Origin of the sequence: Alishewanella sp. WH16-1 (genome assembly GCF_001441695.1) — a bacterium.
GTDB classification, from domain to species: Bacteria; Pseudomonadota; Gammaproteobacteria; order Enterobacterales; family Alteromonadaceae; genus Alishewanella; species Alishewanella agri.
This window is the reverse complement of the sequence record NZ_LCWL01000129.1, coordinates 1-19,274: the sequence shown is the minus strand read 5'-3', so window position 1 is coordinate 19,274 and position 19,274 is coordinate 1. Positions and strand designations below refer to the sequence as shown.

General features: G+C 51.1%; 19 protein-coding genes. 14 read left to right on the top strand and 5 right to left on the bottom strand.

Annotation, left to right across the window (positions count from 1 at the left end):
- Nucleotides 1-50: 50 nt before the first annotated feature.
- The 8 genes from AAY72_RS13860 (at nt 51) to AAY72_RS13830 (ending at nt 6,030) form a co-directional block, all read left to right on the top strand.
- Nucleotides 51-515: a hypothetical protein gene (locus AAY72_RS13860; RefSeq protein WP_008606942.1), complete on the top strand. Its 465-nt coding sequence runs from the start codon at nt 51-53 to the stop codon at nt 513-515.
- 69 nt (nt 516-584) lie between these two features.
- Nucleotides 585-1,457: an HDOD domain-containing protein gene (locus AAY72_RS13855; RefSeq protein ID WP_057788291.1), complete on the top strand. Its 873-nt coding sequence runs from the start codon at nt 585-587 to the stop codon at nt 1,455-1,457.
- Between the two features lie 9 nt (nt 1,458-1,466).
- Nucleotides 1,467-1,637: a DUF2256 domain-containing protein gene (locus AAY72_RS16595; protein WP_008950108.1), complete on the top strand. Its 171-nt coding sequence runs from the start codon at nt 1,467-1,469 to the stop codon at nt 1,635-1,637.
- A 21-nt stretch (nt 1,638-1,658) separates the two neighbouring features.
- Entirely contained in the window at nt 1,659-2,597 is a 939-nt protein-coding gene (gene dusC / locus AAY72_RS13850) for a tRNA dihydrouridine(16) synthase DusC (RefSeq protein WP_057788289.1), read from the top strand.
- Nucleotides 2,598-2,605: 8 nt separating this feature from the next.
- A complete protein-coding gene (locus AAY72_RS13845) occupies nt 2,606-3,403 on the top strand; it encodes an SAM-dependent methyltransferase (protein WP_057788287.1) in 798 nt (265 codons plus the stop codon).
- A complete protein-coding gene (locus AAY72_RS13840) occupies nt 3,390-3,950 on the top strand; it encodes a GNAT family N-acetyltransferase (RefSeq protein ID WP_008606934.1) in 561 nt (186 codons plus the stop codon). Before AAY72_RS13845 ends, AAY72_RS13840 begins: the two co-directional genes overlap by 14 nt.
- 76 nt (nt 3,951-4,026) lie before the next feature.
- Nucleotides 4,027-4,275 carry a hypothetical protein gene (locus tag AAY72_RS13835; RefSeq protein WP_057788285.1) on the top strand — a complete coding sequence of 83 codons (249 nt, stop codon included), beginning with the start codon at nt 4,027-4,029 and terminating at the stop codon, nt 4,273-4,275.
- Between the two features lie 684 nt (nt 4,276-4,959).
- Nucleotides 4,960-6,030, top strand: coding sequence for a GGDEF domain-containing protein (locus AAY72_RS13830; protein ID WP_057788358.1), 1,071 nt, complete (start codon nt 4,960-4,962; stop codon nt 6,028-6,030).
- Between the two features lie 8 nt (nt 6,031-6,038).
- On the opposite strand, the gene tdh is transcribed toward AAY72_RS13830, so the two are convergent.
- From tdh to AAY72_RS13815, 3 genes are all read right to left on the bottom strand, one after another.
- A complete protein-coding gene (tdh, locus tag AAY72_RS13825; RefSeq protein ID WP_057788284.1) occupies nt 6,039-7,064 on the bottom strand; it encodes an L-threonine 3-dehydrogenase in 1,026 nt (341 codons plus the stop codon).
- A 14-nt stretch (nt 7,065-7,078) separates the two neighbouring features.
- A complete protein-coding gene (locus AAY72_RS13820; protein WP_008984572.1) occupies nt 7,079-8,275 on the bottom strand; it encodes a glycine C-acetyltransferase in 1,197 nt (398 codons plus the stop codon).
- A gap of 127 nt (nt 8,276-8,402) precedes the next feature.
- Nucleotides 8,403-9,074 (bottom strand): TetR/AcrR family transcriptional regulator, encoded by a 672-nt coding sequence (locus AAY72_RS13815; RefSeq protein ID WP_057788282.1) that lies wholly within the window; start codon nt 9,072-9,074, stop codon nt 8,403-8,405.
- Nucleotides 9,075-9,181: 107 nt separating this feature from the next.
- Here AAY72_RS13815 and coaD point away from each other — a divergent pair, with 107 nt between their 5' ends.
- Complete coding sequence (gene coaD, locus AAY72_RS13810; RefSeq protein WP_008984574.1) at nt 9,182-9,667, top strand: pantetheine-phosphate adenylyltransferase; 486 nt, start codon at nt 9,182-9,184, stop codon at nt 9,665-9,667.
- Nucleotides 9,668-9,750: 83 nt separating this feature from the next.
- Here the strand turns inward: coaD and AAY72_RS13805 are convergent, their stop codons facing one another.
- Together AAY72_RS13805 and AAY72_RS13800 are read right to left on the bottom strand one after the other, a co-directional pair.
- A complete protein-coding gene (locus tag AAY72_RS13805) occupies nt 9,751-10,476 on the bottom strand; it encodes a SapC family protein (RefSeq protein WP_008984575.1) in 726 nt (241 codons plus the stop codon).
- A gap of 148 nt (nt 10,477-10,624) precedes the next feature.
- The gene (locus tag AAY72_RS13800; protein WP_008984576.1) at nt 10,625-12,223 is read right to left on the bottom strand and encodes an AbgT family transporter; all 1,599 of its coding nucleotides are present in this window, start codon (nt 12,221-12,223) and stop codon (nt 10,625-10,627) included.
- A gap of 311 nt (nt 12,224-12,534) precedes the next feature.
- Here AAY72_RS13800 and AAY72_RS13795 point away from each other — a divergent pair, with 311 nt between their 5' ends.
- The 5 genes from AAY72_RS13795 (at nt 12,535) to AAY72_RS17055 (ending at nt 19,251) form a co-directional block, all read left to right on the top strand.
- Nucleotides 12,535-13,284: a 3-hydroxybutyrate dehydrogenase gene (locus AAY72_RS13795; protein WP_057788280.1), complete on the top strand. Its 750-nt coding sequence runs from the start codon at nt 12,535-12,537 to the stop codon at nt 13,282-13,284.
- A 60-nt stretch (nt 13,285-13,344) separates the two neighbouring features.
- Nucleotides 13,345-16,809 carry a PAS domain-containing hybrid sensor histidine kinase/response regulator gene (locus AAY72_RS13790; protein ID WP_231728974.1) on the top strand — a complete coding sequence of 1,155 codons (3,465 nt, stop codon included), beginning with the start codon at nt 13,345-13,347 and terminating at the stop codon, nt 16,807-16,809.
- Nucleotides 16,810-16,954: 145 nt separating this feature from the next.
- Nucleotides 16,955-18,205: an HlyD family secretion protein gene (locus AAY72_RS13785; protein ID WP_057788276.1), complete on the top strand. Its 1,251-nt coding sequence runs from the start codon at nt 16,955-16,957 to the stop codon at nt 18,203-18,205.
- A 28-nt stretch (nt 18,206-18,233) separates the two neighbouring features.
- Nucleotides 18,234-18,563 (top strand): hypothetical protein, encoded by a 330-nt coding sequence (locus AAY72_RS13780; RefSeq protein ID WP_057788274.1) that lies wholly within the window; start codon nt 18,234-18,236, stop codon nt 18,561-18,563.
- Nucleotides 18,564-18,819: 256 nt separating this feature from the next.
- Complete coding sequence (locus tag AAY72_RS17055; protein ID WP_057788272.1) at nt 18,820-19,251, top strand: CPBP family intramembrane glutamic endopeptidase; 432 nt, start codon at nt 18,820-18,822, stop codon at nt 19,249-19,251.
- Nucleotides 19,252-19,274: the final 23 nt, after the last annotated feature.

The window sequence follows — 19,274 nt, the reverse complement described above, 5'->3', positions numbered from 1 at the left end:
AGCTCCGACCTCAGGTAGAATAGGGCTTTGTTTAGCTAGCCGGGGTGCCCATGTCTGATAATCGTTTGTTCCTGTTGTACGATCCGTCGTTCGACGAAATGGATGCCGAAGGCTGCCCGGGTTTTGGCTATGTGCTGCTGTTTTCCGAGCAGGATGCCGAACAATTTACCCCGGGGGAAAACCCCAGCTGCGCCGCCGTTTCAATGCTGTTTACCGATCATGCCGATGGCAGCATCAGCGGTGACTTATTAGGCTGGGCACATCTGGATGATCCGGTATTTCAGCGCTATCCGCTCGGGCATTTTCTCGCCTTAATGGAGCAAGCCGCCCAGGTAGCAATTAATGCCTACCGTCAGGTGCATCAGGTACCGGATAAGCTGGTGGCGGTGCATTTAGCAGACGACGACCTGCTGCAATTTGATGTGCAGTTTCTCGACCTGCAGCTCACTGATCAGCAGGCAGAAACACAACTGGCACAGCAATTAATGCTGGGCCGGCCTTACCTCGATTCGTAAATCCTTAATTCTGATTAGCAGCAGCGCACGATAAAAGGGCATACCCAAAAGGGCGCGGGAGTACAGCAGATGGTCAAAGCAATCGATATGAGCCTGGTTGAGCATGCGCTGCAGGGCTTTACCATTCCGCCACAACCCCAGGTGCTGCGGCATATCCAGCAACAACTGAATGCCGCCGAACCGGACTTAAACCGGATTGCCTCGCTGATTGCGCTGGATATCGGTATTGCTGGCTTTACGCTCAAGGTGGTCAACTCGGCCTACTTTGGGCTACGCAATAAAATTACCTCGGTGGAGCAAGCCTGCCGCTATCTGGGATTAAACCGGGTAGTCATGCTGGTACGCAGTGTACTGCTGCGCTTTACGCTGGAAGAAGGCCGCCAGGATGAGTTTAGCCGCAAGCTCTGGACCAATGCCCTGCATACCGCCACCCTGGCGATGACGCTGGCGAAACAGCTGAATTTTGACCAGCAGTTTCAGGACGATTGTTACTCACTGGGGCTATTTCGCAACGCCGGCATGGCACTGATTAGCCAGCAAGCGCCCCAATATGCCACTGTGCTGCAGCAAGGTTTGTTGCAACAGCAGGCAGTCAGCAGTATTGAAGAGCAGCATTTTCATACCAGCCATGAAGTGCTGGGCTATCTGATTGCCGAATCCTGGGGCCTGACCCAGACGCTGTGTAATATTATTGCCTATCACCACAGCCCGGCGCTGTTGCTGGAAACCGATAACCAAGCCGAACATCAGCGCTTTGCCATTTTAAAAATTGCCGAATTTTTCAGTGGTGAAAGCCGGCAGCTGTTTCAGGTTAATCTGGATCCGGAATGGCAGCTGCATCAAAGCCGTATTCTGGATGTGCTGGAGCTGGAGCCGCTGCAATTACCGGAGCTGGCCGAGCTGTTGCACCGCCAGGAACTGCGCACCATCTATAGCGTTTAAGGCGGCTTTATGGCCCACCACAAAACCACCCTGCCGCAAAAAATCTGCCCGGTGTGCCAGTTAGCTTTTAGCTGGCGCAAAAAGTGGCAGCGTAACTGGGATGACGTGCGCTACTGCTCCGAGCGCTGCCGCCGGCAACGCCAGCATGCGCACGCCACCTCGCCGCAAGACAGCAACTAAATGAAGCAAAACAGTGACTAAATGAAAATCGTACTGGCCCCGATGGAGGGCGTGGTGGATCACCTGATGCGCGAGATGCTGACGCAAATTGGCGGCTATGACTTGTGCATTACCGAATTTGTGCGGGTGGTAGACCAAAAACTGCCGGCCCGGGTGTTTACCCGGCTGTGCCCGGAACTGCTGCAAGGTGGTAAAACCCGCGCCGGCACCCCGGTACGGGTGCAATTATTGGGGCAGGAACCACACTGGCTGGCCGAAAATGCAGCGCGGGCGGTGGAACTGGGCTCACCCGGCGTCGATCTGAATTTTGGTTGCCCGGCAAAAACAGTGAATAAGAGCCGCGGCGGCGCCGTGCTGTTAAAAGAAACCGAGACCTTGTATCGGATCGTAAAAGCCGTGCGCGACGCCGTACCGGCGCAGTTTCCGGTCAGCGCCAAAATTCGGCTCGGTTATGACGATACCAGCCTGGCGCTTGACAATGCTAAAGCCATTGCCGAGGCCGGCGCCAGCAGCCTGGCAATCCATGCCCGCACCAAAAGCGATGGATACCGGCCACCGGCGTATTGGCCCTGGATTGCCAAAATAAAGCAGCAGGTAAAAATACCGTTGGTTGCTAATGGCGAGATCTGGAATGCCGAACAAGCGCTGCTATGTCAGCAGCAAAGTCAGTGCCAGGATATTATGCTTGGCCGCGGCGCGCTGGCGATGCCCAATCTGGCGCGGCATATCCGTGATCAGGCCGCCCCACTGCCCTGGCCAGAGGTGCTGGCGTTATTGATGCACTATTCCGAATTTGAAATTGCCGGCGATAAAGGCAAATATTACGCTAACCGGGTAAAGCAATGGTTTAGTTACCTGAAACTGCAATACCCCGAGGCGCAGCAGTTATTTAGCCAGCTGCGCTTACTGACCAAAAGCCGGGATATTTTGCAGTTACTTGAGCAACAACGCAGCGACTAGGGGGCCACATGACGCAGGGCAGTCTGATTTGCCTGGGTACCGGCATTATGCTGGGCGCCCATCTGGACCCGCTTAGCCGCAACTATATCGCTGCTGCCGATGTGGTCTTTGTGCTAATGGCCGATGCGTTAACCGAGCAATGGTTACTGGAGATGCACCCGGACGCCCGCTCACTGCAGCCTTATTATCATCAGGGGCCATCACGCCAGCATAGCTATCAGCTAATGGTTGAGGCGATGCTGGCTGAAGTCGTAGCCGGTAAAAAGGTGGTTGGCGCCTTTTATGGTCATCCGGGGGTCTTTGCCTGGGTACCGCATCAGGCAGTGAAGCAGGCACAGCAACAAGGCTATTTTAGCCGGATGCTACCGGCGATCTCAGCCGAAGACTGTCTGTATGCCGATCTGGGGATTGACCCGGGTCGCTATGGTTGCCAGCTGTACGAATGCAGCCAGTTTATGTTTTATCAGCGCACTATCGATACCGCCGCCTACCTTATTTTATGGCAACTGGGTGTTGCCGGCGACCGCAGTCTGGCACGCTTTGCCACCCCCGGCCAATACCGGCAGCTGTTAAGCGACTATTTATGCCGTTTTTATCCGCCGGCACATCAGGTTACCCTTTATGAAGCGGCCAGCCTGCCGACCCAGCAAGCTCGCATTGAGCATTTACCATTAGCCCAACTGGCACAGGCCACTGTCAGCGGTAAAACCACACTGGTGATCCCGCCCTGTAGCGCGCTACAGGCCAATACGGAACTGCTGCAACAATTGGCCGCACTGGATCAGGCAACAGATGTTAGCCGTTAACGGCACCAGCCAACCCGGCCTGACGTTACAGGCTCTTGACCCTGCGGCCGAGCCACTATTTCTGGCGTTATTTTGCGAACCCCAGGTAATGCGGCATATCGGTCCGGCACTAAGCATAACGCAGGCGCGGGCGCGTTTTAATACGCTGCTACAGCACCTGCAGCAGCCTGCCTCTTTGCCTGTGACCACAGCGACAACCACCAGCTGGCCGGCAGCGTATTTTCAGGTACAACTGGCCGGAGTGGGCGCTATCGGGCTGGCGATGTTATTACCGGGCGCCAATGCCAGCGAGGCTGAGCTTGGCCGTATGTTGTTACCTGCCTGGCAACAGCAGGGGCTCGGCACCCAACTTAGCCGATTGTTGATTGCGCAGGCCGGGTGTCTGGGCGGAATTGAAACCCTGAGCAAAAGGATCCAGCAGCAAAATCTCGCCGCCCTGCATTCGGCAGCCAAGCTGGGGTTTAAGGTCAGTGCCGAACTAGCGGATGGCTTTTTACGGCTAAGCCGGCCACTTAAGCTGAACCCGGCGGAAGAATCCCGAAAATAAAACCAAAGGCCCCTTGCTGCTGTCATAAAAACTGCCTACATTAGGCATATCGACCTTTAATTACCGAGCCCTGCTAATGTCTACTTTATCTGAGCAACTACTAAGCCTGGCACTTACACCGGTCTGGCAACCCAGCGTCGAATCCGATAATGCTGCGCTATTGGCTGAGTTGAGAGAAACCGAAGAGTCCCTGCTAAAAAGTAAAATAATTTGTTTTGTTATAACACCAGAAGAGCCCTCAGTGCCAGCCCCCGAAACACCGGATGAGCAAGAGCCTGATCCTGAAGAAGCTAATGACGAATTGCTTTTTAATGCGGTCGGCTAGTCAGCATCACTGATGTCACACGGCATCGTCTGGCTACTCGCAACAACGCTACTATTAAATTGTACGCCGTTGTTTGCTGTTGATATCCAGAGCCAACTAACTGCTCTGGAAGAACTCCGATTGAAAGACCGGAGTCGCTTTAGCTCAGACGTGAAAAAATTAAAGCCTTACCTTGAGTTGGAAGCCCTGCCCAAAAATCAGAAAAGCCATTTAGCGCTTTTATATTCATGGGACTTAGTATTATCTGGGGAGTTTAGTCAGGCCAAAGCAATTTTAGAACAACACGAATCAACACAAGACAAGCATCTCTCGCTAAGAATGCTAGGATTACGGGTAAATATCGATATTTTGAGTTTTCAGTATATCAATGCTTTTATCAGTATTGAACAGTTGCTGGTCAATTTACCAAACATTACAGATGAACTGGCTTACTATCAACTTACTGGGCAAATAATATTACTTTACAACAATATAGATCGATTTGACCTAGCACAACATTTAGTTGAGCGAGGCCTGAGTATAGCTTCGGATAAGAGTATTCGCTGTAGGTTAAAGGCGCTCGGACTACAGAGCAGCTACAAAACTCAGACATTCCAATCTTATATTCAGGATTTTGATGAAACTAGCAGCTTATGCAAAGATAGTGCTGAAACACTTTTTTATCTTTTAGCTACCCGCAACCATATGTTCTATTTACTGGAACAACAGCAAGCCGCTGCTGCCCTGGCGTTTTATCAGCAGTATTATTCTCAGGTTGAACAGATTAATTATCCGATTTTAACCGCCGGTTTTAACGCCGCCGCCGCAGAAGCGCTATTACAACAGGGCGAGTTTGCTGCAGCCAGTGAGCTGGCGCAGCGCGCTGAGCAAAGTTTACCGGGCGATCGCAATGATCCGGCGGTGCTGAGTACCTACCGGGTACTAACGCTGCTGGCGCAGGCGGAGCGTAACTTTGACAACCTGCTGCGTTATAGCGAAAAACGCCGTGATACCGAGCTGGCGATTGCCAGAGAAAAAGCCTCGCAGCAATTGGCTTACCAGCTGGCCAGTGGCGAGGCCCGTCTGAAAGAGCAACGGATCCAGCTATTGGATAAAGATAATGAACTGCTTACGCTGGAACGTAATTTATATCAGCAGCAGGCGGAAAACCGTTACCTGCTGCTATTACTGATTGGTAGCCTGAGTTTAATCCTTGGCTTGCTGACCTACCGTGGCCTGACCCGCAGTAAGCGTTACCGCAAAATGGCCGAGTTTGACCAACTTACCGGCATTAGCAACCGTTATCATTTTACCGAGCAGGCGCAGCGGGAAATTACCCATTGCATCCGGGCGCAGCGGCCGGTAGCGCTGATCCTGTTTGATTTGGACCACTTTAAACAAATTAATGACCGTTTTGGTCATGCTGCCGGTGACTGGACCTTGCAACAGGTGGTGCTAAGTTGCCGCAACTTTATCCGGCACAGCGATATTTTTGGCCGTATTGGTGGCGAAGAGTTTGTGATCCTGCTGACTGACTGCACTGCCGAGCAGGCGTCGATGCTGGCCGAGATTTGTCGTACGGCGCTGGCAGATATTGATACCAGTGGTTATCAGCAGCAATTTAAAGTGACCGCCAGCTTTGGTGTAGCAGACAGCAATCAGGCCGGTTACGATTTAAGTGCGCTGCTGGCAGCAGCTGATGCTGCGATGTACCAGGCCAAACAGCAGGGACGTAATCAGGTGTACTGCCCCGCCACAGCGGACGGGGCTGTTTAAGCCGGGGCTTAAGACCAGTTTAGGATCACCTTACCCGACTGGCCTGAGCACATAATCTCAAAGCCTTCTTTATAGTTTTCCATTGGCATTTCGTGGGTAATAATCGGGCTTAAATCCAGACCAGACTGAATTAAGCTCGCCATCTTATACCAGGTTTCAAACATTTCCCGGCCGTAGATGCCTTTAATTACCAGGCCTTTAAAGATGACCTTATTCCAGTCAATCGCCATGGTCGATGGCGGAATGCCCAGCATGGCAATCTTACCGCCATGGTTCATGGTATCCAGCATGCTGTTAAAGGCTGCCGGAACGCCAGACATCTCCAGACCAACATCAAAGCCTTCGGTCATGCCCAGCTCCTGCATCACGTCTTTCAGGTTCTGTTTGCTGACATCAACGGCACGGCTGGCGCCCATTTTCAGCGCCAGCTCAAGCCGGTACGGGTTAACGTCTGTTACCACCACATGCCGGGCACCAACATGGCGCGCGACCGCGGCCGCCATAATACCGATAGGGCCGGCGCCGGTGATCAGCACATCTTCACCCACCAGATCAAAAGACAGGGCGGTATGTACGGCATTGCCAAAGGGGTCAAAGATCGCCGCAATATTATCCGGGATATTGTCCGGCAGTTTAAAGGCGTTATAAGCCGGGATCACCAGATATTCAGCAAAGGAGCCGGTACGGTTTACCCCCACACCAATGGTATTACGGCATAAATGCACGCGGCCGGCGCGGCAGTTACGGCAGTAACCACAGGTAATATGGCCTTCGCCGGAGACACGGTCACCCACTTTAAAGCCGCGCACTTCTGAGCCCATGCCTTCAATAACGCCGACATATTCATGGCCCACTACCATGCCATGCGGAATGGTGTTCTGCGCCCATTCGTCCCATTTGTAGATATGCACGTCTGTGCCACAGATGGCGGTTTTTTTAATCCGGATCAGCACATCGTTTGGCCCCACTTGCGGTTTCTCAACCTCGGTTTGCCAAATGCCCGGTTCTGCTTTTAATTTTGCTAATGCTTTCATTATTACGCCCCGCCTTATGCGATCACGCCCATGTCTTTACCAATACGGATAAAGGCCGCAATGGCTTTATCCAGCTGCTCTTTTGTATGTGCCGCCGAAATCTGGGTGCGGATCCGCGCCTGGCCTTTCGGTACCACCGGGAAGGAGAAACCAACCACATAGATGCCCTCGGCCAGCATGCGTTTCGCCATTTCGGCGGCGACCTTGGCATCACCCAGCATCACCGGAATAATGGCATGATCTTTACCGGCCAGCGTAAAGCCGGCGGCCGTCATCTGCTCGCGGAAATAATTGGCGTTTTGCCACAGCTTTTCCCGCAGCGCGCCGCCCTGCTCCAGCATCTCCAGCACCTTGATTGACGCAGTAACAATAGAAGGCGCTAACGAGTTCGAGAACAGATAAGGCCGTGAACGCTGCCGCAGCCATTCGATAATTTCTTTTTTACCTGAGGTATAACCACCGGAGGCACCGCCCAGCGCCTTGCCCAGGGTACCGGTAATAATATCGACTCTGTCCATCACCTCACAGTATTCATGGGTGCCGCGGCCATTTTTACCCACAAAACCCACGGCATGGCTATCGTCAACCATTACCATGGCGTTGTATTTATCGGCCAGATCACAGACCGCTTTTAAGTCGGCAATCACGCCATCCATCGAGAACACGCCATCAGTGGCAATCAGCTTAAAACGGGCGCCATCGGCATCGGCCTGCTGCAGCTGGGCTTCCAGCTCGGCCATATTGTTATTGGCATAACGGTAGCGTTTGGCTTTACAAAGCCGCACACCGTCAATAATAGAGGCATGGTTCAGTGCATCCGAGATCACCGCATCTTCGGCACCAAGGATGGTTTCAAACAAACCGCCATTGGCATCAAAACAGGAAGAGTACAGGATGGTATCTTCGGTACCTAAAAAGGCACTGATTTTCGCTTCCAGCTGTTTATGGATATCCTGGGTACCACAGATAAAACGCACTGAGGCGACACCAAAGCCGTGGCTTTGCAGGCCCTGCTGCGCGGCAGCAATCAGCTCGGGGTTATTGGCCAGGCCCAGATAGTTATTGGCACAAAAGTTTAGTACCTGCTCGCTACCAACGGTAACGCTGGCTTGTTGTTGTGAGCTGATAATACGTTCTGCTTTGTACAGACCTTCTGCTTTCACCTCTTCGATTTGTTGTTGTAGATGGTGCAGAAAAGCGCCATTGCGCATAAAGCCTCCTCTGGCAATGTAGGCGGGTAAGTTGATTTGACGCGCTATTGTACTTTTTAGCGGCCCTTGCTGCAGCGATTATACCGAAGATTAGCGGGGCTTGCCTGCCCCGCTTGTAAAGAATTGGCTACAAATCGGCCGCTGCCAGATCTGTTCCGACCAGTTGGCTGTAGTAATGTTGCAGTTGCAGCATATCAGCGCGGGCGGCGGTGGTGGCATAAGGCTTAAATAACAGCAGTACTTTCAGTACGCCACGGTACAGATTGGCCTGATTGACTTCGGCCTGTGGCGCCTGGGTTTTCAGATAGCTGATCCAGAAGGTAACCAGCAGTTTGATATTGTGCGCCAGATCGCGGATATCGGCTTCATCAACTGCAATGACGCCCTGAGCTTTTAAGGCTTTAATTACCGTCATCACCCGCGCCAGTACGCCCTGCTGCACCTGCAGGTAATCCTGTTGCAAAGCCGGATCCCGTGACAGGATATCCGGCAGATTGGCGTAGAAAAAATGAAACCGCCACATCAGCTCAAATACGATATCCAGATAATCAGTCAGGGCATCCAGTGGCTTGGCTTGGGCTGAAGGCGGTTTAATCCTGGTTTCCAGTAACTTGGTATATTCGCGGAAGATATGCCGGATAATGTCTTCTTTATTGCGGAAATGGTAATACAGGTTACCGGGGCTGATGCCCAGATGGGCGGCGATATGGTTAGTGGTAACCTGACGCTCACCGACTTCGTTAAACAGGGCGATACTGGCTTGGATAATCCGGTCTTTGGTTCTGAGCTTCTTTTCCATTGCGAACTGCAGGCTTCTTTTTTTAAGCGGTTATTTTGCTATAGTAACGCCAAACTGTCGTTAATTGCCAGCAGGCACTATGCTGGCCCTTACAGGAACTGCTTTTAATGCATATTCGCGCTGTGTATCCCGGGACTTTTGATCCCTTAACCAATGGCCATGCCGATATTGTACTGCGTGCGGCGCGCTTGTTTGAAACCCTGATTGTCGCGGTTGCAGCTAACCCCAGTAAACAACCACTGTTTAGTTTAGATGAACGGGTAGCGCTGGCAAAGCAGGCCTTTGCCGGTTGTAGTAATGTCAGTGTGATTGGTTTTTCCGGTCTGTTGGCCGATTTTGCCAAAAGCCAGCAGGCGCAGGTGCTGATCCGCGGCGTGCGGGCCGTCGCCGACTATGAGTATGAGTTTCAGCTGGCCAGTATGAACCGCTCATTAAACCCGGAGCTGGATAGTATTTTTATGACGCCGTCGGAGAAAAATACCTTTATCTCATCAACCCTGGTTAAAGAAGTGTGCCGACATGGCGGTGATGTCTCAAGCTTTGTACCGGAACATGTGCGACTGGCATTACTGACTAAATTTGGCCGCAGTTAACTTGTTGAATTAGTTTTTATTTTTAAACAACAACGGCAGCCTGAGCTGCCGTTGTGTTATTTGCCGATTTATCCGTACAAGGCTTAGGCCTTGGCAGCTTCTTCGCGCTCTGCTAATTTTTGTACCAGCTTCTGCGTGTGCTGCAGTGACATCAGATGCGCATAAATCGCCGTTAAATAACCTTGTTTACGCAGATCCAGGAAAGCTTCATCCGATAATTCATTCAGCTTTTTATCATCGACCATGTAAATGCCGTTGATATTGCGTTTTTCTTCGTTGATGGTCACTGTCAGCACCTGCTCTTTTAACAGCTCAAGGCTCTTCAGCTTTTCAACAAAGGCTTGGGTAATTTGCGCAAAATCAACATACTCGCCCATCTGCTGCTTACGTACAGTTAAAAACTCACTCTCGCTGCCATCGTCGTTGAACAGAGGGAAACCTTCGGCTTCGTTAACGCGCTCAGAGGCTTCATCAATGGCGACGATTAAGCGGTCGCTATTTGGATCTTCCTGTACCAGTAACAGTGGGTAATTACGCACGACACGGGGTACATACATGGCGTCCCATTTGTCTTCTTTGATCAGCAGATTCTGCCGGGCCGCCAGACCTAGCAATACCACCGACTGAAAGCGCTCACTGGCGGGATCTTTAACAAACACCACCGGGAATTCGGCACCTGCGACGACAAACTCGTGTACCACCACCGGCAGCATATGCTCTTGCGCGATATGATTAAACGGGCGCACTGAACTGATTTTGGTTTTGGCGTGTTTTTCTTTATGCAACCCTACAACTTTATTCTGTTCCATATACAACTCTATTCTCTGAATGTTTAAAAAGCTCCCACTACATCGGCAGGAGCCTGGTTCGATTCGGCAAACGCCAAGCTTGCAATTGGCGTCTAAACTGCCGTTGTTATATCACAGCTTTATGACAGCAGTAAGACCCTCAAGCCCATTACTGCGTGAATTCATAGTAAGTGGGTGAGCCAGGACCAACCGGTAACCCCAGCACAAAGACCCACAGATAAAACAGCACTACCCAGCCGATAAAGAAAATCATGGTATAAGGCAGCATGGTCGCAATCAGGGTACCGATGCCTAAGTCTTTCTTATAGCGGGCGGCCACGGCCAGGATCAGGCCAAAGTAGCTCATCATCGGCGTGATCAGGTTGGTTACCGAATCGCCAATCCGGTATGCCGCCTGAATCACTTCTGGTGAATAACCGACAATCATTAGCATCGGCACGAAGATCGGCGCAAAAATCGCCCATTGCGCCGAGGCCGAACCCAACGACAAGTTAACAATGGCGCACATACCAATAAAAAATACAAACAGCATTGGGCCGGTTAACCCGATATCCTGCAGCAAGGTGGCGCCTTTTACCGCCAGAATCGCGCCCAGATTCGACCAGCCGAAGAAAGCCACAAACTGCGCCGCGAAGAACACCAGTACGATATACAACCCCATGGAGCTGATGCTTTTTGCCATCGCATTGATCACATCACGATCAGTTTGCATAGTGCCGACTACCTTGCCGTAGATAAAACCCGGAATGGCAAAGGACACAAAGATAAACACTACGATACCTTTTAAGAACGGTGAGTCAGCCACCAGGCCAGTGTCTGGGTGGCGTAAAACGCCATCGGCCGGCACCACACTCAGCGCCAGCAGCAGCCCGATTGCCAAAAACGCCAAACCAGCCAGCTTTAAACCTTTACGCTCAATAGCGGTAAGCTGTTCCAGCTTTTGCTCGCCCAAATCGACAGCGGCTTCGCTGACATTATATTTGCCCAGCTTGGGCTCAACGATCTTCTCGGTAACAAAGGCACCTAGAGCGGCAATAACAAAGGTACTGGCAATCATAAAGAACCAGTTAGCTTCCGGACCAACCACATAATTCGGGTCAATCAGATTGGCAGCAGAAGTAGTAAAGCCGGCTAACAGCGGATCCACAGTGCCGATAAAGAGGTTAGCGCTGTAGCCACCGGATACCCCGGCAAAGGCCGCCGCTAAACCTGCCAGCGGATGGCGCCCTAAAGAGTGGAAAATGACCGCTGCCATCGGGATCAATACCACATAGCCCAGCTCAGAGGCGGTATTCGAAATAATACCGGCAAAGACGATGGTTACCGTCACCATCCGCTTGGAGGCATTCATCACCAAACCGCGCATGGCGGCCGAGATGAGCCCGGAATGCTCAGCAATACTAACGCCGAGTAACGCCACTAACACCACCCCTAATGGCGGAAAGTTGGTAAAGTTAGTCACCAGGTTAGAGACAATGCGCTGTAAGCCGTCAACATTCATCAGGCTGACGACTTTAATCATACCGTCGGCTGCGCGGCCGGCAGTGCCCTCTGGCCGCGGGTCGATGGCACTAAAATCAAAGTAAGCGGCAATACCGCTGCCGATTACCACGGCAATTGCAAAACAGGCGAATAAGGTAACCGGATGCGGTAATAAATTACCTAAAAATTCTACAGTATCGAGAAAGCGGGTAAACCAGCCACGTTTTTCCGGGGCGCCTGGCGGCGTCCTGCTGGTAGTTGTCATAGGTGTATCCTCTTGGTCTGCGGCTTGGCGCTGTCTTGGCAGGCCTTTGTTTTAGCTTCGGTTGATCTGAATACGGCAAAAAATTTGTTGCGGTATGCTGATAACAGGGTTCAATGAAGCGCGTTGGTTTTTATTAAAGTGGCTAAATCTATCACAGGTTCCCCGGTTCGCAAAGCCGCGGGGCACTTCGCAGCTGACCCTTTGCGAAGCCGGTGATGGCAATATCGCACTGCACATAGCACTAAAGTACCGTTGAGTATCGGCACCGGCTTTTCTAGTATCAGACCATAGCAGTTAAGCGGAGAGTAATTATGCGGGTTGTTATTACGGGCGCGACCGGCGGCATTGGTTTTGCTGTGGCACAGGCATTCGCCAAAGCGCAGCACCAGGTGGTGTTGGCCGATTTGAACGAACAGTTGTTAACCGAAAAAGCGACTCAGTTACAGGCACAGGGCTATGATGCTGATTATTGTGTGTTGGATGTGACTAACCCGGCACAGATTGCCGACTGCGCGGCGCGCTTTCCGGCCGATATTCTGGTCAATAATGCCGGTATTCAACATGTGGCACGGCTGGAGGATTTTCCTCCGGAAAAGTGGCAGCTGCTAATTGAGGTCATGCTGACCGGGCCGGCGATGTTAACCCGTGCCATGTTGCCGCAAATGCGCGCCAACAACTTTGGCCGGGTAATTAATATCGGTTCTATTCATGCCCTGGTGGCCTCGCCGTTTAAATCGGCCTATGTTGCCGCCAAGCACGGTTTGCTGGGTTTTAGTAAAGTCGTGGCACTGGAAAATGCCGACTGTAACTTTACGATTAATACCATTTGCCCGGCTTATGTAAAAACGCCGCTGGTGGAAAAGCAAATTGCAGCTCAGGCAAAGGAGCATAACCTGACCGAACAGCAGGTGGTAGAGCAGATTATGTTAGCGCCGATGCCACAAAAGGCCTTTATTGATGTTAGTGAAATTGCCGGCACCGCCCTGTTTCTCTGCCAGGACGCCGCTAAACATATTACGGCACAAACGCTGGTGCTGGATGGTGGCTGGACGGCGCGCTAGCAAGTTGCGCGCTTATTCGGCACAATCAGCCAATACTCTGAGATGAATTCTGCGGCTGAAATGATTCAAAACGCCAGCGGCATCGGTCTGGCGACCCTTGCCGCCATTTCACTAGTCTACTTATTGGTGCTGTATTCGGTGGGCTTATTTGGCCGCCGGGTCAGCGCCCGTCACCCTTTGGCGCCCTGGGTGTTTAGCCTGGCGCTGTCAATTTACTGTACCTCCTGGGCCTTTTATGGTGTTACCGCACAAGCTGTGGTTAATGGCTGGTGGCTGCCACCCACCTATATCGGCTCCTTTATCCTGTTTTGGTTTGGTTTTAAGTTAGTCGCACGTATTGCCATTGCCTGCCGGCGCTACCGTATTACCTCTATTGCCGATTTTATCGCTACCCGTTTTGGCCATTCCCGCTTACTGGCCATCTTAATAACGGTGATTCTGTTTTTAGCCGTAATGCCCTATGTCGCGTTGCAACTGCAGGCCGTCGCAACCAGCATTAATACCTTAGTTGGCAGCACCACCGGCGAATATTGGTATACCGATACCGGGCTTTATGTTTGTTTGTGGATGGCCGTGTTTGCCATGCTATTTGTCAGCCGCAGCGCCAAAGCGCATCAACCCAACCCCGGCCTGATGACGGCGATTGCCTTTGAATCTTTGGTTAAGCTGCTGGCCCTACTGGCGATTGGTGCCTTTGTGGTCTGGGGCATGTTTGATGGCTTTGCGGATATTTTTAGCCGCGCGGCTGATAACAGCGCGGTACAGAATATTCAGCAACAAGCCCTGCCAGCCCACACTTACTGGGTGCATGTGTTACTCGGTTTTGCGGCCACACTCTGTCTACCACGGCAATTCCACGTCAGCTTTGTTGAGAACCAGCGCCTGAGCCATTTACGCAGCGCGCGCTGGCTATTCCCGCTGTATTTGCTACTGATGGGAATTTTTACCCTGCCGCTGGGTCTGGCCGGGGTGATGCTGCTGGGTGAACAAGCAAATATTGATCTGGTGGTTTTACAATTACCGCTGGCCGCCAACCGCACCGATATCGCCTTATTGGCTTATCTGGGCGGCTTCTCTGCTGCCACCAGTATGGTGGTGGTCGCAACAGTGGTACTGGGGATCCTGATTACCAACGAATTACTGGTGCCACTGTTGTTCCGGCGCAGTAAACTGGATACCGCCGCGCAAAACCCGATAAAAATTGCTACCTTACGCAGGCTGGCGATGCTATTTGTGTTGCTGCTGGGCTTTATTTATTACCGCGCTATCGGCAGTGGTACTGGTCTGGCACAGCTTGGCCTGACTGCTTTTGCTCTGGTAGCCCAGCTGGCACCGGTGTTAATAATGGGTTTAGTCTCCAGACGGATTAACCGCAGCGGTGCCATTGCAGGCTTGCTAAGTGGCGCATTGATCTGGGCCTACATCCTACTTTTCCCTGAGCTGGTCCGAGCCGGCATTATACACAGCAGCATTTCGCAACACGGTTTGTTTGGACTAAGCATCCTGGCGCCACAACAACTGTTTGGCTGGCAAGGTGACAGTATTACGCTCGGTGTCTTGTTAAGCTTAACGGTAAATAGTCTGATGACCATTCTGGTCAGTCAGCTAACCCAAACAGGTTTAGGCGAATACTTACAGAGCGGGCGCTTTTTGCGTGGCTATAAAGAGCCCGCCAGCCGGCCGCAACAACAGCTTAGTATTGAAGAATGTTATCTTTTAGTGAGACGTTTTGCCGGTGAGCGCGAGGCGCAGCGCTTATTACAACGCAACCTGCGCGAGCGCGAGCCGGATTTACAGCGCCAGGCATCCGCCAATTTTATTCAGGCCACTGAGCGTAGCTTAGCTGCGGTATTAGGTGGCGCCTCAATGCGCCTGGTGATGGGCGCAATTGGTCGTCACGCCCGTCTACCGATGGAGACAGTCGAACGCTTTGTTGATGAAGCCGGGCAGGTGTTTCGCTTTAACCAGAGCTTGCTGCTGTCGACCATTGATAATATCAGCCAGGGTATCGCCGTCGTAGACGCCGACCAGCGGCTAATAGCCTGGAACCCGCGCTATATTGAGATGTTTAGTTATCCACCTGGCATGGTTGAAGTGGGTAAGCCTGTGGCCGAGCTGATTCGCTTTAACTTGCAGCGCGGTCTGATTGATTCGGCCGATATTGAAGCTGAGGTGCAAAAACGGATCGGCTATTTACGCCAGGGCAGCCCCTATAAAGTGCAGCGCCGGCAGCAAGATGGCCGGGTGCTGGAAATTCAGGGCAATCCGTTGCCCGGTGGTGGCTTTGTTACCACCTATACTGATGTCAGCTCTTTTATTGCTGTGCAGCAACAGCTGGAGCAAAGTAATCAATTACTGGAGCAACGGGTAGCAACACGCACCAGCGAACTGCAGCAACTCAATGATCAATTGCAAAAAACCCAGCGCCAGCTGGAAGCCAGCACCCAGGCCAAAACCCGGTTTTTTGCCGCGGCCGGCCATGACTTAATGCAACCTTTTAACGCTGCCGCCCTATTCGCCAGCCTGTTGCGCCAAAAAATCAACGAACCAGAGCTAAGACAATTAACCGATAACCTGAGCCAGTCGCTAAATTCAGCCGAAGAGCTGCTAACTGCCATTCTTGATCTGACTAAACTGGATTCCGGGGTCGTTAAGCCGCATCATCAACCTGTAGCCGTAGCACAACTGTTACAGGACCTAGCCCGCGACGCAGCCGTACTCGCCGAACGTAAAGGGCTAAGGTTTAAGCTGCATAGCAGCAAGTTAGTGGTAAATACCGATCGGAAACTGCTAAAACGGGTGTTACAGAATTTATTGGCCAATGCAATTCGTTATACCGAAAGTGGCCGTGTGATCCTCGGCGTAAAACGCACTGGTCAAGCCTTACGGCTCTGCGTACTGGATAGCGGCGTTGGCATTGCCACCGCAGATCAGCAGCGGATTTTTGAAGAGTTTCAACAAGGCAGCCAACCGGATCAAAAAGGCCTGGGACTGGGACTGGCGATTGCCCATCGTATTAGTACGATTTTGGATCATCCACTGCAGCTGCAATCGGTAGAAGGACGCGGCAGTTGCTTTAGCGTGACCCTGCCGCTGATCAGCGGTAGCACTGCGGTTAGCGTTAGCCCGGCACTTAGCAACGATATCAGCGCCAGCTTTAACGGCAAAAAAATCCTGCTGCTGGATAACGAACCCCAGTTGTTATATGCCGTACAAAGCCTGCTGCAAAGCTGGCAGTGTGACGTGCGGGCGTTATCACAACCCGCTGAGGTACTGGCCGCGCTGCAACAAGGGTTTCAGCCCGATCTGTGCCTTTTTGATTACCACCTGGATAATAATGCCACCGGCATTGAGGTCGCGAATCAACTTAGTGCTCATTTTGCGCTGACTGCCCCCGTTATTATTCACTCCGCCGATCATGATCAGCAAATCCGCGAGCTGGCACTCAATAGCGGCTACTACTTTTTATTAAAACCGTTAAAGCCAGTGGCGCTAAAGCGCTTGTTTCAGCGGTTATTGAAATAAAACGCCCTCCTTAAGCACCATATTTTATAAACCGTTAAGTTTTATCGGTTCTACTTTTTATAAATTATTATTCTTAGATGCGCCTTTACCACTCACAAATTACCGCCTATAAATTAATCACCATTAATTAACTTATTTATCACAAATGACAGGGAATAACCTTTTCCGGCTTGCCGCGGTAAAACAGCAAGCAAACCGGCTGGAAGGCGACGTCATCATAGCCCAGCCGCTCAGCAGTACTGTGCTTACCGCCAGCCTGGTTGCAATAGTCGGCAGTTTAATTAGCTTTCTGGCGCTGGCTGACTTTAACCGCAAAGAAACCGTAACCGGCTATCTGCAGCCTACCGCGGGTTTAGCCAAAGTCTATGCCGGACGCAGTGGCGTAATTAGTCAGATTTTGGTCCGGGATGGCAGTGAAGTCGCGGCCGGTACGCCCCTGCTACTGATTCAATTTCCCGATCAACTGGCAGAAGGTGAGAGCCTGGTCCAGAGTCTGCAAGCGAGTTTGCAAGCGCAACAACAGCTATTAGAGCAGCGGCGGCAACAACTTGAACAGCAATTTACGCAACAACAACAGGAATTGCAGCAACGTCAATACCTGCAACAACGGTTATTAGCCGAGCAGTGGCAACAGCTGCAATTGTTACAGCAACGCTGGCAATTGCAGCAACACAGACTGGAGCGTCTTACCGCGCTGGCGGACAGCGGTGCCATCAGCAAGCTGGACTTACAACTACAACAAGAAACCACCCTGCAAATCCAGCAACAATTAGCTGAGCTTAATGGCAGCCGGCAGCAGCTGTTAGCAAATCAGGCGCAGTTAGACGGTCAGCTGCAACGTTTACCGACCGAACATCAGCAACAACTCAGCCTGCTGGAGAGCGAGCATAGCCGCCTCGAGCAACAACAACTGGAACTACAAGGACGTCAGCAGCTACTGCTAAGCGCCCCCGTTGCCGGTCGGGTGACCAACCTCATCGCTGAACCCGGCAAGACTATTGCCGCGCAGCAGCCGTTACTCACTATCCTACCCTCAGGTACAGCTTTGGAAGCCGTTTTACTAGTGCCAACCCGGGCTTTTGGTTTTGTGCAACCCGGTCAACGCACCCGGTTACGCTTTGAGGCTTTTCCCTACCAACGTTTTGGCATTTATGAAGGTGAAGTAACCCAGACCGGCCAGGCCATTCTGTTACCTAATGAATTGGACATGCCAGTGCCCATCCAGGAACCGGTGTACCGGGTCGCAGTGGCACTGGAGAGTCAGGAGATCCGCGCTTACGGCAGCAGCGTCCCGCTGCAATCGGGCATGCTGCTAAGCGCAGATATCGTGCTGGAGCAACGCAGCTTACTCAGCTGGTTACTTGAGCCGATTAGCAGCCTGAGAGGCAGGCTGTAATTACTTAACCCACTCAAGGAGAAATATTATGCAAGAATTAACTTTTGAGCAAGTTGAAAGTGTTAGTGGTGGTTTTCAGGGCTTAACTGGTGGTCCAGAAGAACTTCTTAATCTTTTAGCAGACCTTGCAAATTTCACGGCAGATGCTAGTACTGACGTATTACCGGAGCAAATGAGCTCAAGAATTGAACTATTTCTTGGTGCCTTTGCGGCATGGGATATCGCAGGTCTTGTTGTAGATGGCCTTAAAAGTTTAAGAGAAATCTTAAACTCAGGAAATATTACCTACCCGCTTCCAATACCGACTCCGCCAAAGAATTACGAAGGAGGCCCCCACCAGAACGATCCATTACTATGACTTAAGACTAAGGCAGTTGCACTGCCATAAATCTATCTTACTGGCAGTGCAATAATTTAAGACCATGACTATAAAAGAAATAATAAAGAGATATATAAAATCACTAGCAGTTAGCACCATTATAATTGCCGGAATAATATCGTTGGGAATAGACGAAAACTCTCTACTATCAAGAGTTGTTTTCTTAACAGTAATCCTGACATAATTAATTTATTTCACTTCAGAAAGAAAGGAGAATACTCTAGAAAGATTTTACTTGTCTGGAGGCATTATAAAAAAAATAGAACCGACATCGTTAGCACTAGCTTTCATAACATTACATCTTGCGTACATATTAAATACTTCAGAATCAAATTACATTTCAGAGAAAATATTTAGCATAGAGCACTACTTGGCATTCTCAATACTGGCGACAATAATCCCTATGTTAGAGGAAATCTTTTTCAGAGGATTATTAATTGGAAGCACCAAAGAAGGATTAAAAACATATGCAAGAATGATTTTATCTTCAGTAGCTTTCACAGCTTTTCATTATAGTGGAAATCCTTTGAATGCTGCTGTAATGTCAATAATCCTCTGCAGAATCAGAATGACTCAAGAAAACATTCTACTATGTATCGCCATTCACTCGATTGCAAACACGATGCTAATAATTTACATCTTGATTAATCGGACGAATTTAGGATGAAAACCTGAGGGATCCCCACAAAT